Here is a 17,965-nt window from a genome sequence, read left to right on the forward strand (position 1 = left end):
ACCGAAGCTAGCAAGTTCTCGTGGTAGCTCTGAACGTTCACTTTAGATGACCCCGTAATTCTTCATTCGGCTGAGTGCCATATCTGCATCGATTGCGAATTGATCGAGCGCTGTTAGCTCCAGGCGGTACTTCACCCCGGCCACTCCTGTCGCTAGGTCTCGGGGAGTGATGCGGGGGAAATCGTCGGAGACGATGTAGTAGTCATAACTGCGGCTGCTGAAGTACATCCGACCGTAGACCTCATCGTTTGGGTCAAACCCCAGCTCATCCAGTGCACTGTCAAACGCTTCAAGATCTCCGTCGTCAAGAGCGACGGAGTCCTTCGCGAGGACGACCTTGTCGCCGAGCGACGTGAACCCAGGAAGGGGCTTCGCGCTATCGGCAACCTCAACCGTCACAAGAACAATATTGTCGCCGTCGAGCTGATATTCAGAAGCGATCCTCAACGCGTGAGTGCTGGCATGCCGACTCTTCACTTCATAGTGAACATCAACGAACTGGAAGTCTTGGTCGGATCCATAAGGTCCCTGCCAGCCTTCAACGACCACAGAGGAGCCGACAGTTGGCCCAAGGACGTCGAATCCGAATTCCAACTCTGCAAACAGGCCCCTGCACTCCTCCATGCTCAGCACTCGTTTTTTCGAGGCTTGGAAGAGCTGGCGCCACTCCGCAAAGCACTCCATGGCCGTGGAAAGCCCGGCGCTTTCAGTTGCGGCCTCGGAAACCTTTTCGTGCACATGACCACACAGCTGCATGAAGACTTCGCTGAACTTGGCGTCCTCCAAAGTGAGTAGAAGTATCCACGTCCCGTCGTGCTCGCGCTCCGCCCGAACGATAGATACTGCATCAGATAGTTGCGGAAAGCCTGGCGGTTGGCGGGTGATCAGGCCGAAGCTCAATCGACCGACTTCGTCCGCGCCATAAACCATCCGCGTAGCCAGCATTGGGTCGAGCTCCCGGAGAGTGACCAGTCCCGCGCGGACTTCTTCGTTCCAGCGCTCCGATGTCCATGTCGAAGCTGTCACGATAGCTCCTCGTAGTCCGCCATCCAGTACTTTTGGGCCACTCTATTCAGAACGTACTTGACCCGGCCGTTCTTGCTGTTGTACTCAGAATCCGAGGTGGGCAGGGCAATCTTGAGGGCGATGAAGGCAGAGCTAGGTTCCCTCGCCGCCTTGGATAGCTCCTCCATCAGATCGGAGATCTCCGGTGTGACAGCTAGGTTTTCGGCGGCATATACGCCCTCACCGCTTGCTTCGACGGCATAGATCATAAGCTGGGGGCGCGGGAGATGTCTGTAAACCGCACGCTCCGGAACGGTGCTGGCAGACTCTGAACCAGATTCCTCGGACGTTTCGGCTTTCTTGTTATCTGAATAGGCAGAAGTAATATTTGCTTCCAAATCGGGATCCAAGACTTTACGCAGATCGTCGCTTCCGGCGAGCCTGGTTTTCTTTCCGCTCACCCAGAGCGATGACCCGGTCAAAGTACCGTCCTTGGCCGTCAGATGCCGAAGCATCAAAGCGCGGCCAACTTTGAAAACTGGTTTTCCAGGCACGAGGTCGGCCAAGCTTGGCAACTCAGTGTCTCCCTTCTTCTTTGGGCCGTTCATGAAGGTCACGTCCCATGTTTGGAACTGCTCCCCAGGGCTAGCCCGGACCATCCTTTCCAGCCCGCTTCCAGTGAAGAAGATGTCGTCGTCAGCTGCCTTGTAGCGGTGCAACAAGTCCGCGACGAGCCCCTTCGAGACGTTTCTGAAGCGTGTATAGCCGCGGACGGTTTCGTCGGTTGAGCAGCCGGCAGCCAGTGCAGCTTTTGCCAGATCCTGAGCGGCCACGAAGTTCACCGCTTGGACTGTCGGGTCTGCCGACAGTTTTCGAGTCTCCAAGTTCCGGCCGAGAAGGTTGACCTCCTTCTCGTACTGAACGGTGTGCTTCATTTTGTTCCTGGCCGTGATGAGCAGTGATTCCGGGTGTTGCTGAACCGCCAGGCCAAAATCGCGCGGAGTCATATTGTTCCGGTGCATGTGTGCGAGGTCGTCCCGAAGTTCTTGGATCGCTCCACCCACGAACCGATAATCCGCTGCAGACTTTTCGCTGATCCACAACCTACATACATCTTGGAAACCGTCACGGTAGCCAAACCATCGCGCCATCTGCATCATGGTGTCGGCAGCGCCCACGCTGCGGTGGAAGTAGCTGACGAGCAGGCCGTCCAGCGTAAGTCCTCGACTGAGCAGGTCACCGCCGACGGCGATCTGCCTCGTGGGAACCTCCTCGCGATAGTCCTCGTCCTCCGCCTTGTCCACACTTGAGTTGTAGACCTTGACTCGGACATCGGCGACGGACTTGTGAAGCTCGCCAAGAATCGCGGTCCAAGCCGGACCCGTTGAAACGAACTGCTTCTCGAACGTGGATTTCAGCTCGTCGAGGACGGCGTTACTTTTCCCCTCAGCGTAGGGGAGCGCGTGGAGTTCGATAGCTGATTTGTACCGGTACAGCTCCTCGGTCAACAGGTCTCCGACAACATCCTGAACATTAGTAAAACGAGATACGTTGACCAACATTGACCGCTTGGATGGCGCCTTAACCCGAAGATCCAAGATTGCATTTGCAAGGAGGTAGCTCCTGATTGCTTCCTTCAGGCTCTCCGGGAGGGGACCAACCGGTTGGGCTTTTCGGTGTTTCACCGGGATCCATTGCTGAGCGTCGGTGAGGTACTGCACCGACTGCGGACGGTCCTCTTCGTCGGTACCAAATGTTGCCCGTATTCCAACGTAGTTGTTCGGGGCCTCGAGCGGATAGATGTAGTCCTCAGGGAAGAGGTCGTCCACGGCTTCACCGTCGACTTCGACGCTTCCGGAGGCTTCGTAATCAATGAAGATGTTGGCGAAAGGCGTCGCCGTAATTGCCACGTAGGATGACCGTGTAAAGCTCGACAAGATCTTTCGGATTGAACCGTTGATCGCGGTTGGGTCCTCCGCCTCATTCGTGTTCACCGACGCATAGTCTGATTCATCGTCGAGCAGCAGGATGGGAAGGTCTATGTTTCCGTTGCTGCCTGCTTTGCCCCGCGCCCAACCGTTGACCGCGTCCAGGACAAACTTGTTCTTCTTTAGAACGAACACAAGTGGTCCTGACGACTGCGACGGAAGAGGAACGTCAATCCCGTTCTTCGTGGCCTGCAAGTAATCCATGAGGACTGTGGTCAGGCTGGTGGCGTTGGCGACTTCTTGGTCAATCTTCCCAACACCGATATGCACGTCCTTGAGGACCGCCCCTTTCGGCATGCCGACCCGGCGCGTATCCCGGCCAATAAAACCCTCGTCCACTCGCTCGTGGGTTTGACGCCTGAGGTACTCGGTGTTACCTGAGAGAATAACAATAAGCCTGTACCCAGCATCCGCCGCCTTATTGATCAGTGCTAGGTAATTCTGCGTCTTGCCGGACTGCACGTCACCGATGATCAGGCCCCGCCGGTTCCAGCGGCCTGGCTTTTGCGGGTTGCCGGCGAGGTCCAAAACGTCATCCGTAAACTTGTCGAGCCGATCTAGAACGCGTCCCGAACGCCCCTGCTTCGACAGCATCTTCCGGTATGCGCGCCACCGGCGCCAGTTGATCTCAGACTTGAGGTCTTTGAGCCAAGGTTCGTGGTCCTGCTTCGTTACGGGGCCACCCCCGGGCCCCTCAATGTCCGCGCTGACGGCCGCCAACACGTGCCGGATAAGCTGTTCCAGCTCGTCATCGCTGGCATTGATTGGCATAATCGGTGCGAACGTGGCGAAAGCGGCTCTCACGTCCGTTTCATTGAGTCCAATACGCGTTTCGCCCGTTTCAGGGTCGGTAAGGTAGCCAAGAACGGCCCCTTCAAGCACGGACAATGGAAACATCACTGTGGGAATAGTCATCAGATCTTTGTCGCATTCTCAAGGATTCCGCGTGCGTGCGGATGGTTATTGAAAGGCTCGGAATTAAGCATCGAGTCAACAAACAACTCCGGGCCAAGATTGCCATTTAGCGATTGCCACAGGGATTCCGCCAATAGGGTCAATTCATCGTCCTCCGCCGTTTGTGGGGAGTGAACTGCATCCTGCCCGAGCCGGTTGTAAACATCTTCCACTGGAAAAGATTGCTCCAGCATTGTGATCAGGGTCGCCAACAAGGCTGAGTCATTTGATCGCATGCCCGCCGCAAGCGCAACGACCGCTGGGTGGTTTCGATTTATTTCATAGCGGAACGATGTCCGGTCATCAACTACGTCCCACAAGTGGCTGACCGGTCCCCCGCCCGCTCGACGTCCCCTGTATTCGTGAACGCGACGACTAGGTCCGACAATGTTGTCTGCAACTTGGCGCAGCCGGTTTCTAATGGCAGGCGGAGGGACGGCTTGGGCCTTCTTGATGTCCAAAGCCCACAAGTGATCCAGAGTATTCGGGATGTCCACCCGCACGCGCGCCAGTTTTCCGAGCTCCTGTTTTGGAGCAATCCGGAACCATGTGCCCCAGATAACGAGCCGCTTTTCCCGGTAAATGTAAAACCCTTGGCTGTCCCTCAGCGACCCATCGACCTGGGCCTTCTGCCTGTCTGCGCTGCTAAGTTTATTTAGATGCGGAAGGGTGAAGGGCCGAAGCTCGATGACTTCTCCCTCGACGAATATCTTCTCGACTGGACCAGGCTGAGTCGCTTTGTGGTTCTGCAGGAGTGGGTCGGCGCCTTCAATTTCGCGATAATTGATCGCGATATCAAACTTGCCGCCGTGCTCGCCCGCCAAGTACCGGTGGAATACAAGCCCCAAGTGCTTACGCACGCGCACCATGTTCTCGTCGAGCCCACTCCCCAAGTTTCCGGTCGTGGCTTCCAGCTGGTCGAGCTTGCGCCACAGAACCAACGTCCCAGTCGAGTGCTTTTCCAGTTCCGAGAACTCTGGAAGAGTACGGCATTCGTCTTCTGAAAGCCGTAGCAGGCTCCAAGTGCCGGTTTGTATCAAGTAGTCCAGATCCCACCGGTAGCCGTGGAGCTCACCCTCTTTTTTTGATATGACAGTCAAATCGCGGCACTGCGAAATGGACGCCGTCTTCAGGCCCAGCCCAAACCGTCCCAGGTCGTTCGCTGCTCTGCCTGACAGCGAACTCTTTCCTGCCAGCCGCATTGCGTTCTGAGCCTCGGACGAAGTCATACCCGCGCCATCGTCAATGATGGCAACGTAGCTGTCCCCCTCGCCATGGTAGAGAAGATCAACGCGAGATGCGCCTGCCGTTATCGAGTTGTCAATCAAATCCGCGATGGCGGTTTCGAGGGTATAGCCCACGGCCCGCATCGACTCCATGAGGTGCGGATCGGGCACCATGGTTATCGCTTCAGTCAATCTTTCCCCCACATCCATCCACCTGCCAAGATCGCTCGATGGTGAGATAACAATAACCGCAGGGAGCGACATTTCTCGGCGGCACGATGCCAAGTGTCGCCAACGCGCGCTTGCCACGGGCTGGCGCCTCGGCGGCTCTTCGGCCGCCAGAGTCTCTTTTCCGCGGGTGAACGTCGTAGCTGGCGAGTTGCATCTGATAAACAGAATCCATGACCAACCCGCACGTGTACGTTGCAATGGCCGACATCCTGAATCTCAGATGCGATGCGTGGCTACTGCCAACTGACTCAAGCCTTCATATCGAGCAGCATTGGCTGACGGCGCATCCCAACCTGCGCAGATTGGCAACTGCGTCTGCTTCCAGGGAGTTCCGAGACGGACGAACGTTAGCAGAGCCGATTTCCCCTTGGGATTCGGCCGAACCCCTGCCCATTATGACGGCCGTCCCCGACGATGGCAGGTGGGGGCATTCCGCAGTCGCCGATCGGCTCGAGGCGTTCGTGCGCAGTGCTGTGTCTGCTCTTCCAGATCCAGATGACAGGCCGTACCGGCTCCTGGCCTTGCCATTTTTCGGTACAGCCGGAGGAGGAGCCGGGGACCACCTCGGCGCTGCGCTGCGCGCGATTCTCGACGCCTGCAATGAACTCTCTTCCCGCTACGGCGTCGACATAGTCCTGGTGCTTCGAGACAGAGCTGCCTTTGCCCTGGCCCAAAAGCTGCGCCGCGAAGCCTCCGATTCCTCGATTTGGCCCTCCCTCAGTGATCAACTGCATGAAAGGGCCAAGCACCTTGGTGGCATAGCCAGGGCTGGCCACTTGGTCCCCTTCCTGGGCGCCGGCGTCAGCGTCAGCGCTGGAGCACCGAGCTGGAAACAACTCCTCGATAAGTTGAGGACTGGCGTCCGTCTGGAGGCAGCTGAAGAGGCCGCATTCGACGGCATTGGTGTACTGGACCAAGCCGGCGTGCTCGAGCAGCTTTATTCAGATCAGTGTGGCTCGGGAAGTGCCTTCGGCGAGGCCGTAGCTGAGGCTGTAGATCTTCCCCGCTACGGGCTGGCGCCAGCATTGCTTGCCACCCTGCCCTCTGTTGGCGCCATCACACTCAACTACGACAAACTTTTCGAAACTGCCTGCAGTGACGCGCAGAGGCCGCGAACCGTCTTGCCGGAGAATGTTCCCGCCGTCGGCAACAGCTGGTTGCTAAAGCTGCACGGATCAGTCAGCCAGCCTGGAAGCATCGTGCTCACCCGCGATGACTATCTTGGCTACAACAGCAACAGAGATGCCCTGTCTGCCTTGGTCAAAGCCCACCTACTCACGCATCATCTGCTATTTGTTGGCTTCGGCCTCGCCGACGATCATTTCCACGAAATCGTCCACGACGTCAGGCGTGCGCTGCCGGCCGAGGTCTCCAAGAAGCACCAGATGGGCACAGTGCTGTCACTCTTTCACGAGCCGCTTCAGAAACTCGTCTGGGAAGGGAAGCTAGAAATCCTGCCGATGGCGGGGAACCCTCCTGCACCAGGTTCCGGGGAGGAGGACACGCAGGCCGCTGTGGCTGCGGCCGGAAGGGAACTCGAAATCTTCCTCGACATGATGATGGCCTACGCGACGGACAGTCACTCCTATCTGCTGGCTCCCGCATACACTCGCGGACTCTCCAGGGAGGAAAACCAACTCCGACAGCAGCTTTTGACACTCGCGAAACAATCTAGGTCTGAGGCTACCGCCGAGGTATGGGAGGTACTCCACACAGCGCTCCTGACGTTGGGCTACAGCCCAGGCAACGACTACGAACGGAATGAAGTGCTGTGAAAATTGATGTTCGGGTCCTGACACAGGTCGCCGAGTACCTCGGCAATTACGTCTATCTCCTGATTGACCCACGCACAATGGCGCCCTTCTACGTGGGCAAGGGAACAGGAACCCGACTTGCAGCTCACGGGCTTGAGGCGGAGACCCTCTCTGCCAGCGACGATGAGACGCCGGTGGAGCGATCGCGAAAGATCGCGGTCATCCACGACATTCGAAGCGCGGGACTGGAGCCAGAGGTGTGGATTCTTCGGCATGGCATGGGAAGCGAATACACCCACGTCGAAGCCGCCGCCATCGATCTCCTGTCGTCGTTCCTGACTCAATCGAGCCCACGCATGACACCGCTTTCTCATCTCGCTGCGCTGACGAATGAACGCCGAGAGTCGGCCCGTGGCCATGGCATCGAAACGTTGTCCAACATTGTCGCTGAGTTCGGAGCTCCCGACCTTCAGCCGAACATTCCCCAGATTCTTCTCATTACGCTCAAACCGTGGGTGGAACTTGAAGAAGTCTCGCCGGGCGGTACGGTACGTAGTGGATACGGATTCCGTACGGAATGGCTCAACTCGACTGACCGGGCAGCCTATGCAAATGAACTGGGCGATTCCGTCCGTTGCTGGTGGAAGCTGAGCCAGTCCAGGGTCGAAGAGCACGGCATTGACCATGTCGTGGCGGTCCACCGAGGGGTCACCCGCGGTCTTTTCCGCATCATTCCGGACAGCTGGGAGCACGATGCCGGCTCCGGCCGGCGAGGATTTATGGTCGATCCTGTCTTAGAAGGTCCGCTGTTCGACCAAGTAATTGGCAAGTACGGCTACCGTACGCCGCCGAAAAAACGTGGAGATATCAGCACGCTCAATTACTGGCCGCGACCCGTATGACCAGTCCTCAGTCATCGGGTTCACGCCAGAAATCCCAATTAAACCACGGCCCTACCCCTGCATTGCGACACCGTTTTGGTCTTCTCCCACTAGGGAAGGATGCTGCCGAATACGTCTCCTATCATGGCCGACAGTTTGCGTGAATGGGCGTTATACCGTTCCAGCAAATTTACTGTCCCCGTTGTCATCACGACATCTCCATTTGGAAGGAACGTTGCCACGGATTCACCGCCGCAAAGCAACTCCCAGACTGACCCGTTGGAAACACTTTCGACTGCAGTGATGTCCCATCGCATCTTTTCACCCGCGACGAGAGCAAGGATTTGGGCTAATACGCGGTAGACAATTGTTCGCTCGGTCGTGGGGCTAGACCCGCTCTTGACGGACAACCCGAGGTTCTTTTCGATCGCCCGGATCAACTCTCGCTTGTCGTGCGCCTCGACTAAGTCGATTGCCTCTCGGACGCTTCCTTCCACTCCGGCAGTTCCTACCCGGGAGATCCGGATTGCCGGTCCTGACGAGCTCACCAACCGCAATTCACCGCCAGTGTCCGGTCCGTCACCGTGCAAAACGTAACTCGGGTGCCGACGGCAGATCTCACTGGCCAGCCAGAAGGCTGAAGCAGTTTTGTGAATCGATGGCTTGACGTGATCCGTCGCCTTGGCCGGAACGCTCTTGCTTGGGCGGAGGGTTGCTGCGCTAGCCTGACTAAACCCCAAGAGGTGAACTTCATGCGACCCCGAATACCATCTTCCCGTCTGAGACGACCGACGATATGTGCCTAGCAACCCAACGGGCCGGGCGATGACGGTTACGGACACGTCTGGGCTGATTCCCCCAGGAAACTCTCGGCCGTCCAATTGCGTCAGAGTCCGGTACCATCCCTGAAATTGGTCCAGAATCACAACGAATTCGGGAGAGTCATTATCGGGGTGCCGTTCAAACATCCGCCAAGATCCGAGTTCAGGAGATTCAACCGAAAAGAACTGCCGCCAAAAATGGTCGCACATATGGAGGGATCGAGCCCCTTCAAGAACACTTGCACGATACGACTTAGAAATTATCTGTGCCGCCGGTTGACTGGAGCACTCCAATCGCAAAGTGTCGTCGTTGCCTTGCATCCAATCTGACTGCGAGAAATAGATAAGCGCATCGAGTCCCCATCTGCTCGCAATCAAGGCCAACTCAGGGGTCGATGTGGGCATTCCGAGGAGAATCCATCGAGCGATTCCGAGTGCAGGGTCTTTCCATCCGAGCGGACCAAGCGCCACATGCGGCAACGAGGACCAGTAACGGTGACGCTCGTTGAACTCCGATGAGGGGTCAAGCGGCGGCATGGACCAGGCCGAGTCCCAACCATTTATTGTTTGGAACGCTGCTCCAAGCCCAGAGGGACCATGGATGTAATAGTCACCAACTAGCTTCGGGTCATGGGCTTTCCACAATTCACTCTGCTCCACGAAATTTGGAGCCATTGCAGCGCGCGATTCTTCTACGGCTACAGAATCATTGAGCTCCTGGAGGAATTGATCCATGCTGTGCCAAGCTCGTTCGATCGTTCTCGCGATGCTTGAGGACATCGGTTCGTCGGCACACTCGCCTTGGGAATAGAAATTGAGAACAGCGAGGCTGACGTGAGGCGGTGCACTTCCCGCGGAGGACCTATTTATGATGTCTGCACACTCCGCCGCGGCGCGTCGAGCGTCCACTGAAAGGGTGCCCTTTAACACGGACGGGAGCCGCAGCCCTGCCTCATTTAGCTGGTCCTGCAGAATGCGGGCTGATGGCATTCCTTCCGCGCCGCACCCGCCGGTCAGATTCCCAGAAATCAGCGTCCATTCGACCAATGAGCTCTGAACGGCACTGACGCCATTTGGTACGACCAACGACAATATTGCTGCCGATTCCAAGACCAAGAGGTTTTCATCGACGCACTTCAGTGAGTTCCAAATTTGATCAAACATGCACCGACAGTACAGCTATCGACTGCGACGATTCGTCGAAGCCATGCATGACGGTCATAACAACCACCATCCGGTTGAGAGCCTTACTGCGACGAGCCATGACCTCCCCGCACCCACAACCGCGAGGGCCTCCCACGCGCCCCGTCCGACATCTGCCCGGTTGCCACCAGCTTCGGCTCCATGAACCGCCGGAACGTGTCCCGCATCAGCGTCTGCCCAGCCACCGCCTCATGCAGCTCCCTCAGATCCTTCAACGTGAAGGGCTCATCCAGCAGCGTCCCAGGATCCGGCGCCTCGGCATAAGCGGCCCGCAGCCACTCCACCGCCTTAGCCACGATGTCCGCGTGCCCATAGGGCAGTCCGGCGATCAGCTCCGGTTCCCCGGTCACGGAAGACAGCCTGACGCCGTCGGACTTCAATGCCTCCTCCAGAGCCGCCAGCGGCACCACGTCCACGTGCGCCACTGACAACACCCAGCCGCGGTCATCGCGCCCCGGTTCGTCAAACACCTGCAGCTGGCGCGGCACCCGCCCGGAGATCCCTGCCTTCTCCCGCAGGCAGCGCAGCACCGCATCCGCCAGGGTCTCACGTTCACGGAGGAACGTTCCCGGCAGGGCCCACTTTCCGTGCTGATGGTCCTCCGCACGGCGCACCAGCAGCACGCACACGCCCCTCTCCGCAACGGTCAGCACCGCCGTATCCACCGCCACCGACGGCCGCGGGTAGTCCAGCAGGGACGGGGCAGCGCTGTTCCTAGAATCCTTCACACCACTATTTATCGCAGTATTGCGCTAAAGACGCAAGCGGTGCATACTTAGATCAATTAGCGCAGAAATGCATTAAATCAACCGGAGGTCACCATGAAAGTCCCGCAGCTCCACGTCGGCGCCGGCAGCCGGCTCGGCCCCCTGAGCATCTTCCCCGTCTGGACCTCAGGCTCCGGCAGCCTCGGCATCAGCACCGGCACCCACGCCGACGTCGCCGTCACCGAACTCGCCAGCGGCGCCCAGGTGGCCCGCCTCACCGTCACCAACAACGGCACCCACCCCGCGCTGCTGCTGGAAGGCGAGCTCCTCGAAGGCGGACAGCAGCACCGGACCTGCGCCCGCGACGTCGTCCTCGGCCCGGGCGAGACCCGCGACATCGACACCTTCTGCGTCGAAGCCGGCCGCTGGGAAGCCGGCCAAACCACCCACCGCCGGCAGGCCCGGCGCGCCCCGCTCAACGTCTGGTCCGAGCTGGCCAACGGCCCCGGCGGGCAGCGCGGCGGCAACCGCCAGGGCCGCATCTGGGAGCGGGTCGGCCGCTTCGACAACGCCCGGGGCGCCTCCGTGACCAGCTCCCTGCTCGACCACATGGACCGGTTCAAGGACGACAAGGAGGAACGGAACCGCTACAGCGCCGCGGAGGCACCGCAACCGCTGGAGGGTCAGCGCGGCGTGGTGATCGGGCTCGGCCAGCAGCCGCTGCTCCTGGAGGTCTTCGGCACCAGCACGCTCTTCCTCCGCCACTACCGCCAGCTGATCGAGGCCGCGCTGCTGGACCTCGAGCTCCTGCCACCCCAGGCGCTGGCATCCGGCCCGATGCCCGGCCAGCGCGCCCGCGACTTGGCCGCCCACGTCCAGGCGATGGACTTCGGAACGTTCGACGACGGCACCGCGGCCGTGGAGGTCCGTGACCACGGCGCACTCCGCAGCCGCAATATCGCCCGTGCCGCCGGAGCGGTCACCGCCTCCGGCATCGCCGTCGCGCTCCCCCAGCGCCGCCCCCAGCTGGCGCACCTGACCGGCTGGAACACCCAACACCCCCTGATGGAGATGGCATGAAACTGAACCCCCTGCAGAATGACCGCGCCGCCGGCGTCCTCGTCGCCCTGGCCGCGGGCGACGCCCTCGGAGCTGGCTACGAGTTCGGCCCGCCGCTGCCGGACGGCGCTGACGTCATCATGAAGGGCGGCGGCCCGTTCGGGTTCGCGCCGGCCGAGTGGACCGACGACACGTCAATGGCCGTCCCGATCGCCCAGGCGCTGCTGACGTCCGCCTCCGGCGACGGATCCTCCTCCCCCGCTGCGCTGACCATGGTAGTCCGGGCATGGACGTCCTGGGCTACGGAAGCCAAAGACGTCGGGGCGCAGACCAGCTCCGTCATCGCGGCTGCCCGCCGGCTGGCTGCCGCTGCCGGACGGAGCAAGGTCCACGCGGCCGACTTCAGCGCCGCCGCCGCGGACTTCCACGCCCGCACCGGCCGCAGCGCCGGCAACGGCTCGCTGATGCGCACGGCCCCGCTGGCCCTCGCGTACCTGGACCGGGAGCCGGGCGAACTCATGGCTGCCGCCGGCGTGATGAGCGCGCTGACCCACGCCGACCCCGACGCGCAGGAGGCCTGCGGCCTTTGGTGCGTTGCGATCCGCAACGCGGTGCTCACCGGGCGGCTCGACTTCCGGGCGGGTCTGACGCTGCTGCCCGCCGAGCGTGCTTCGGTGTGGCTGGAGCGGATCGAGACGGCCGAGCGTTCCCGTCCCCGCGACTTCACCCGCAACGGCTGGGTGGTCGAGGCGTTCCAGGGCGCGTGGAGCGCCATCCACTATGCGGGCCTGTCGGCGTCCGGCCCCGCCCGACTGCGGGCGGCCTTGGAGGAGGCCGTGCGCGGCGGCCGGGACACCGACACGGTGGCCGCGATCGCCGGCGGACTGGTTGGCGCCGCCTACGGCTACACCGCGGTGCCGTTCGAATGGCGGCGGCGCCTGCACGGCTGGCCCTGTATGCGTACTCGCGACCTGATGACCCTCGGCATGGAGCTGGGCCGCGGCGAGGGCCGCCGGTCCACGTCCTGGCCGCGCGCCGGGCGCCACGACTACAGCATGTGGAGCCGCACCGATGCGCTGGTCCAGCACCCGCACGACGACGGCGTGTGGCTGGGCGGCGTCGGTTCACTCGGGCGGGTGGCCGAGTTGGGGATCGACGCTGTGGTGTCGTTGTGCCGGCTGGGGACTCTGGATGTTCCTGCTGTGGCAGCGGAAGACCACGCCACGTTCTGGGTGGTTGATTCTCATGTAGTGGGTGACAACGCTCATGCCGGGTTCGTGTTGCGGGAGGCGGCGGCCGCCGTCGAACGTTTCCGATCGGAAGGCAAGACCGTGCTGCTGCACTGCGTGCGGGCGGAGTCCCGGACGCCGACGGTGGCCGCGCTTTATGGGGCTTCGGTTGCCGGGGTGTCTCCGTTGGAGGCGCTGGAGGATGTGCGGCGGGTGCTGCCTAACGCGCGGCCAAATCGTCTCTTCATGCAGGTGCTAGCAGAAGCCGTAACCACTACCGATCCGGCGGCCGGCGGTGCCACGCGCGCAGGTGCCCAATAATGTCCGAGGCTGCTGATAGGAATATGCCATGACAACAACTCCTGAACTCAGCCGGGAGCAGCGTGACGCTGCGATGGTTGAGCGCTACGCCGACGGTGAGACGCTGGACGCTATCGGCCAGAGCTTCGGCATTACCCGTGAGCGGGTCCGGCAGATTATCGCCAAGGTGGGCGGCACGAACGCCGAGGAATCCCGGAAGAACCGGATGGCGGCACGAGAAGCGGCTACAAGGGCCGCTCATGAAGCCTTCCTTGCTGAGTACGGGGACCTCGCGCACGAGATGGCCAAACGCGGCGTGACCCGGCCCGATGCCGTGCTGAAACTTCAGGCACTGTACCCGGCGATCGACGTCGATCTGGCCGAGGAAGCTCTGAAGGGTTCGCCCATTCTCTTCTCCAAGGCACAGGTAGACGACATCTTCTCCCAGGAGGCGTTGGCTGCCGGGATCTGGTTCCTGCTGGGATCCGACCGGAGTCTTGCGCCTGACCGTGAGTGGGCGGCGGTGAATTTGGACATGTCCCTCATGAGTGAGCTGCGGGCGGCCTTGGAATCCGCCGAAGCGTCGCCCGATGACGTGGCAACCATCCTGGGCGTGATTGGTGCCGCCCGGAAGCATGTAGTGGAAAACCCGTCGGCCAGCATCCCCGGCGCCCGCTACCAGGCGCTCCGCGACGAGCTTGTCGGGGCTCTTGGCTTGGTGTCCCGGCAGGGAGCTTTCCCCTGGCCGCCTACCCGGCAAACCGTGATGAAGCGGTTTGGCGGCTGGAACGAGGCATTGGAAGCGATGGGAATCGGGACCACAAAGCAGGGGCGCTCAAAAGGACTGCTGAAATTCACCCGGGAAGATTACGACGACACTGTGCGTGATTACTGCTTCCACGCGTCGGCAGCGGAAACGAAGGCAACTTATTCGGGCTACGACCATTGGGTTAAGCAGGAAATAGCCGCCGGCCGCGAAAGGCCGTCCGGAGCTTCGGTCCGGAACATCTACGGCACTTGGGCGGATGCCCTGCGTTCGGTACAGGAGTAGGCGCGGATATGGGGGACGCAATGGGCGAACAATCGGGGACGCTAGGGATCAGAATGCCGCCCGCCTACATGCTTGAGCCGGAGGCAATAATAGAGTCCTACCGCAGGGGTGATCCGCTTCAGGCAATAGCGGAGAATTTCCAGGGCACCGTAGACGATATCTGTCAGGTGCTCGTCGCGGGGTCCGAGTCCGGTGACGAGCTTAGCCGGTACCGGTCAGTTCGGCGAAGGACTCAGGCAACCATGGACGCGATGTGGGCTAACCGGGAACTGATTACCAGGTTGAACGACTCGGGCATTGAGCCCTCCAAGATACCGGTGATTCTCGACGCCCTCGGAATCAGTATCGATGTTCAGGCGGCAGCTGAACTTTTGCATCTTCCAGGCATTCCCTGTGAGGAGCCCGGTCTGGAGAATCCTCCGCAGCGACTCGGTGATAAATTGAGCCTGCTCTACGTGATCGGGAAGCATCACGGAATCGCACCGGACTATCCATTGGCTTTGGGAAAGATGTCGCTTGAGGCTGTCGGCGAGCTGCGCGAGCTATTTCACCCAACTGTCCCCTACCGCCACGCGGCGGAAGCTCTGGCGGTTATCGAGGCCACGGCACTGGCTATCCGAACGGGAAGGATCACTACCTTGTCCTGTGCTGCCTATGAAGGCGCGGCGGAGGAAGCCCGCCGCACCTTGGGGCATGTCACCCGCGAAAGGAGTAACCCGTGGCCGGTACCGGCGCCCCAGCTCATTCGGCGGTATGGTCAGGGGTATTGGGAGGACGCTCTGAGTTCCCTGGGCTTGAAGTTACTCTCCGCCAGCCAAAGATTAAGCGAAAACGACTATTTCCAAGCTCTCGACGACTTCACCGAAGAGTGCATCGACGCCGAGTATCCGATGGACATCAACGTTTACGACCGTTGGGTTTTTGCTGAGACGTCGATCCACCAGGATCGCCCCTCCGCTATGGAGTTAATTGCGCACTACGGCAGCTGGGAAGAAGCGATCGGAAATGTACTGCCACAGGGACAAGAATCCGACGAAGAGCCGGACACCCACCATTTCCACTGGGGCTTTCCATTTGGATTTGAGGATGAAAGCCTGGCCATCAATGACGCGAATTCCCAACGTGAGGATGAGGAGTGGCACCAAGCAGGCGAACTCATCGGTCAACTCTTGACAAAGATGCCGTGGAACAGCTTTCTCCGCGTCGAATACGACGGGAATGAGGAGATCACGACTCGGCCCTACGCGCAGGCGACGCCGAGCGCCGACGGTGTGTGGTGCGAAATTGTGTCTGAGCAATACCTGCCCGCAGCTGAGTGGCCCATCAACAGGCGCTATTTTGCGAACAATGACTGGGCAGCGCCGAACAACGACGCGCCTAACTGGTGGAAGGCGAGGGTGCCGTTGACCGAGGCCGGCCATCAGGTTGTGCTTGGGCTCAGACTCGGTCGGGGTTGCCGGGACGCACACAGACTCCGCTGGAGCACAGGTGAGTTTCCCTCCGGCCCAGGCCCGGACGGCGGCGTGACGATAGACCGAGCGCTGGAGGGCGAAGTCCAAACGTTGCGCAATGCGAGCTGACCTCGAAGAAAACCGGCGAACCATCGCCGGGCCGACTATTACACCTCGGCCTTCTCGAGCGTCACGGCAGGAAGGCCAGGTGCCGGAAAAAACAACGGCGCCTCATCGGAACTGGGAACAGGAGCGGACGGGGCGAGCTGTAGCTGTGCGGCCCTGTTCCACAGCGCTCGATGGGCAGAAATTGCTGCCAATGCACCTGTACTGCCGACGACCAGGGTGACGTTAGTTTGACTGGCGGTCTTAGCAAGGAAATCGATCAAGGTTTCCACCGCCATGGCTGCCTCCACAACTTCCGGCGGGTTTGTACTGTCTCCGGTGAGGGCATCAAGGTCGTCAATGAAGATCGCCAGGGGAATTGCCAAGTCGACCGGTATTCGTACATCTCTTACATCCGTGGTGTTCAACGTGCGGCAGGCATCGATGCGAGGAAACACCCGATCGCACACGAGCCGCAGGAGTTCACGCGCCTGCACCACTCCGGTAGCGAGCCTTCCTCGGTGGTGTCGCCAATTGGCACTGAGAGCGGAATCTGGGACCGCCGTAGCAACCCAAGTATGCACTCCAGACTCCTGCGCAACCTGAGCCATTCCTGCAATTACTCGTGATCTGGCGGACTGTGAACCGCCGCAAACCACCAGGTTTTGTGCCCAGGCTGTCGAGAAGTTGGCGCCTTCAATCCCGATCGGCAGCTCCAAAAGCCCCTCTTCCAAGGATCTGCCATCCGGGCCTATAAAGGGGCTGAAATAGGTTGACTGGGATCCCACAGGGCTTTCATAAATGGCCGTTCCCTCAGGAATGACTGCATCCTGCAGGTCACCGAGGAGGTATTGACCGCTATTCGTCTGGTCGCGACTGCCGAACTGAATGCGATGGGCACCATTCGGTCCGCCCACCAAAAGCTTGTCTACATCCAAGTCGCGGCCGGCCAGCACCAAGGACGCTCCCCCTCGTGGGGGTCGAGCGATTAGCCGGTCGAGCTTTTCGGCAAGCAGTGATGAGTATTGATGGGCCTCAGCATGGAGAAACTCAGCGCCGTTGACGATGACCGTTGTACCTCGCGGATCCTCATGCATCCCCCCAAAGATTTCCCCGACCTTCATACAGGCTTCCCCCATCGATCTGGAAAGTGTTCTCATGCCTTCCAGCATCCAGCTGTAGTCACCTTCGACGAGGTCGATGACGTGTGTCGCACTCGTACGGCAAAACTGACTGACGAGCTCGTCGAGGTACGTCTTCCCTCTCGTAACTGGCCCACCCCCGCGGATCAGTAGAACACCTCCGACTGCTGGCCAACGTCCAGCCGCATCGCCGAGGTGGAGAGGACGGCCGTCAGGCAGCGTCCCGAGCACTATCGGACGGTCATTCATGGGGAGGGCTCCGATCGGTGGTGAGGACTGGAAGAAAGTGTATTGCCAGGAACCGACACTGTGTCACAACGTTTGTCAGACCCGTTATTCACGATGTTTCCGCGGCCTCGCGAAGATCCCTCGGATTGCTCTGAGAGGAACCAAAATGGCAGATGGGTATGAAGTCTTTGATACCGGGCACAACAAACTGTTCTTTCAGCACCACCGGTTGAATGCAAAACAAGTCGAACAAGTCATGGCCGGGCTTCGTTCGCTCCATTTGAGTGGTGCCGAGGAGGCAAGAATGGTGCTTTTGAAGGCATGCGGCCGACGCGACACGCTGGTTACGGAATTGTATGAGCTTCACAAAGTGCTGGCCTTCATTGCCCGAGAAAAGCGCCGTTGACTACTTGCAGGGCGCTGACCTCATGGGTCGAACAAAGCCCCTGTTCTTGTCGCATCGACCAGACAGACAGCAAGTCGCCCGCCGAGCTTGTGCGTCAGGCCATCGAAACGAAGGCGGAGGTGCCGCCTCGCTGGCCCCGGCCTTCCTGCAGCGGATCCTCCACAAGCTGGGCGTAAACCTGGACATCGGCGTCGTACCTGCCACCACCTCCAAGGAGGACGAAG

Annotated in this window: 13 protein-coding genes; 7 read left to right on the forward strand and 6 right to left on the reverse strand. The window is 60.2% G+C overall.

Annotation, left to right across the window (positions count from 1 at the left end; all coding sequences use genetic code 11):
* Positions 1-42: 42 nt before the first annotated feature.
* The 3 genes from J2S97_RS09805 to J2S97_RS09815 are packed head-to-tail and all read right to left on the reverse strand — an operon-like array spanning position 43 to position 5,365.
* Positions 43-1,026, reverse strand: coding sequence for a PD-(D/E)XK motif protein (locus J2S97_RS09805; protein ID WP_307048823.1), 984 nt, complete (start codon positions 1,024-1,026; stop codon positions 43-45).
* Positions 1,023-3,908, reverse strand: a complete 2,886-nt coding sequence (locus J2S97_RS09810; RefSeq protein ID WP_307048826.1) for a Z1 domain-containing protein — start codon at positions 3,906-3,908, stop codon at positions 1,023-1,025. Before J2S97_RS09810 ends, J2S97_RS09805 begins: the two co-directional genes overlap by 4 nt.
* Positions 3,908-5,365, reverse strand: a complete 1,458-nt coding sequence (locus J2S97_RS09815; protein ID WP_307048828.1) for an ATP-binding protein — start codon at positions 5,363-5,365, stop codon at positions 3,908-3,910. Before J2S97_RS09815 ends, J2S97_RS09810 begins: the two co-directional genes overlap by 1 nt.
* A 209-nt stretch (positions 5,366-5,574) precedes the next feature.
* Between J2S97_RS09815 and J2S97_RS09820 the strand changes: the two genes are divergently transcribed.
* Complete coding sequence (locus J2S97_RS09820; RefSeq protein WP_307048830.1) at positions 5,575-7,179, forward strand: SIR2 family protein; 1,605 nt, start codon at positions 5,575-5,577, stop codon at positions 7,177-7,179.
* The gene (locus tag J2S97_RS09825; protein ID WP_307048832.1) at positions 7,176-8,060 is read left to right on the forward strand and encodes a hypothetical protein; all 885 of its coding nucleotides are present in this window, start codon (positions 7,176-7,178) and stop codon (positions 8,058-8,060) included. Before J2S97_RS09820 ends, J2S97_RS09825 begins: the two co-directional genes overlap by 4 nt.
* 89 nt (positions 8,061-8,149) lie before the next feature.
* On the opposite strand, the gene J2S97_RS09830 is transcribed toward J2S97_RS09825, so the two are convergent.
* Together J2S97_RS09830 and J2S97_RS09835 are read right to left on the reverse strand one after the other, a co-directional pair.
* Positions 8,150-10,024 (reverse strand): TY-Chap2 family putative peptide chaperone, encoded by a 1,875-nt coding sequence (locus J2S97_RS09830; protein ID WP_307048834.1) that lies wholly within the window; start codon positions 10,022-10,024, stop codon positions 8,150-8,152.
* 83 nt (positions 10,025-10,107) lie between these two features.
* Positions 10,108-10,791, reverse strand: a complete 684-nt coding sequence (locus J2S97_RS09835; RefSeq protein ID WP_307048836.1) for an NUDIX hydrolase — start codon at positions 10,789-10,791, stop codon at positions 10,108-10,110.
* A gap of 93 nt (positions 10,792-10,884) precedes the next feature.
* Between J2S97_RS09835 and J2S97_RS09840 the strand changes: the two genes are divergently transcribed.
* The 4 genes from J2S97_RS09840 to J2S97_RS09855 all read left to right on the forward strand — a co-directional run bounded on the left by J2S97_RS09840 (position 10,885) and on the right by J2S97_RS09855 (position 15,989).
* Positions 10,885-11,850, forward strand: a complete 966-nt coding sequence (locus tag J2S97_RS09840; protein WP_307048838.1) for an ARPP-1 family domain-containing protein — start codon at positions 10,885-10,887, stop codon at positions 11,848-11,850.
* The gene (locus tag J2S97_RS09845) at positions 11,847-13,379 is read left to right on the forward strand and encodes an ADP-ribosylglycohydrolase family protein (protein ID WP_307048840.1); all 1,533 of its coding nucleotides are present in this window, start codon (positions 11,847-11,849) and stop codon (positions 13,377-13,379) included. Before J2S97_RS09840 ends, J2S97_RS09845 begins: the two co-directional genes overlap by 4 nt.
* 28 nt (positions 13,380-13,407) lie before the next feature.
* Positions 13,408-14,409: a sigma factor-like helix-turn-helix DNA-binding protein gene (locus J2S97_RS09850; RefSeq protein ID WP_307048842.1), complete on the forward strand. Its 1,002-nt coding sequence runs from the start codon at positions 13,408-13,410 to the stop codon at positions 14,407-14,409.
* A 242-nt stretch (positions 14,410-14,651) separates the two neighbouring features.
* On the forward strand, positions 14,652-15,989 hold the full coding sequence (locus tag J2S97_RS09855; protein ID WP_307048844.1) for a TY-Chap domain-containing protein: 1,338 nt from the start codon (positions 14,652-14,654) through the stop codon (positions 15,987-15,989).
* Positions 15,990-16,027: 38 nt separating this feature from the next.
* On the opposite strand, the gene J2S97_RS09860 is transcribed toward J2S97_RS09855, so the two are convergent.
* Positions 16,028-17,137: a hypothetical protein gene (locus J2S97_RS09860; RefSeq protein ID WP_307048846.1), complete on the reverse strand. Its 1,110-nt coding sequence runs from the start codon at positions 17,135-17,137 to the stop codon at positions 16,028-16,030.
* 364 nt (positions 17,138-17,501) lie between these two features.
* Here J2S97_RS09860 and J2S97_RS09865 point away from each other — a divergent pair, with 364 nt between their 5' ends.
* The gene (locus J2S97_RS09865; RefSeq protein ID WP_307048848.1) at positions 17,502-17,741 is read left to right on the forward strand and encodes a hypothetical protein; all 240 of its coding nucleotides are present in this window, start codon (positions 17,502-17,504) and stop codon (positions 17,739-17,741) included.
* Positions 17,742-17,965 lie beyond the last annotated feature (224 nt).

This window comes from Arthrobacter oryzae (genome assembly GCF_030812315.1).
GTDB lineage: Bacteria > Actinomycetota > Actinomycetes > Actinomycetales > Micrococcaceae > Arthrobacter > Arthrobacter oryzae_B.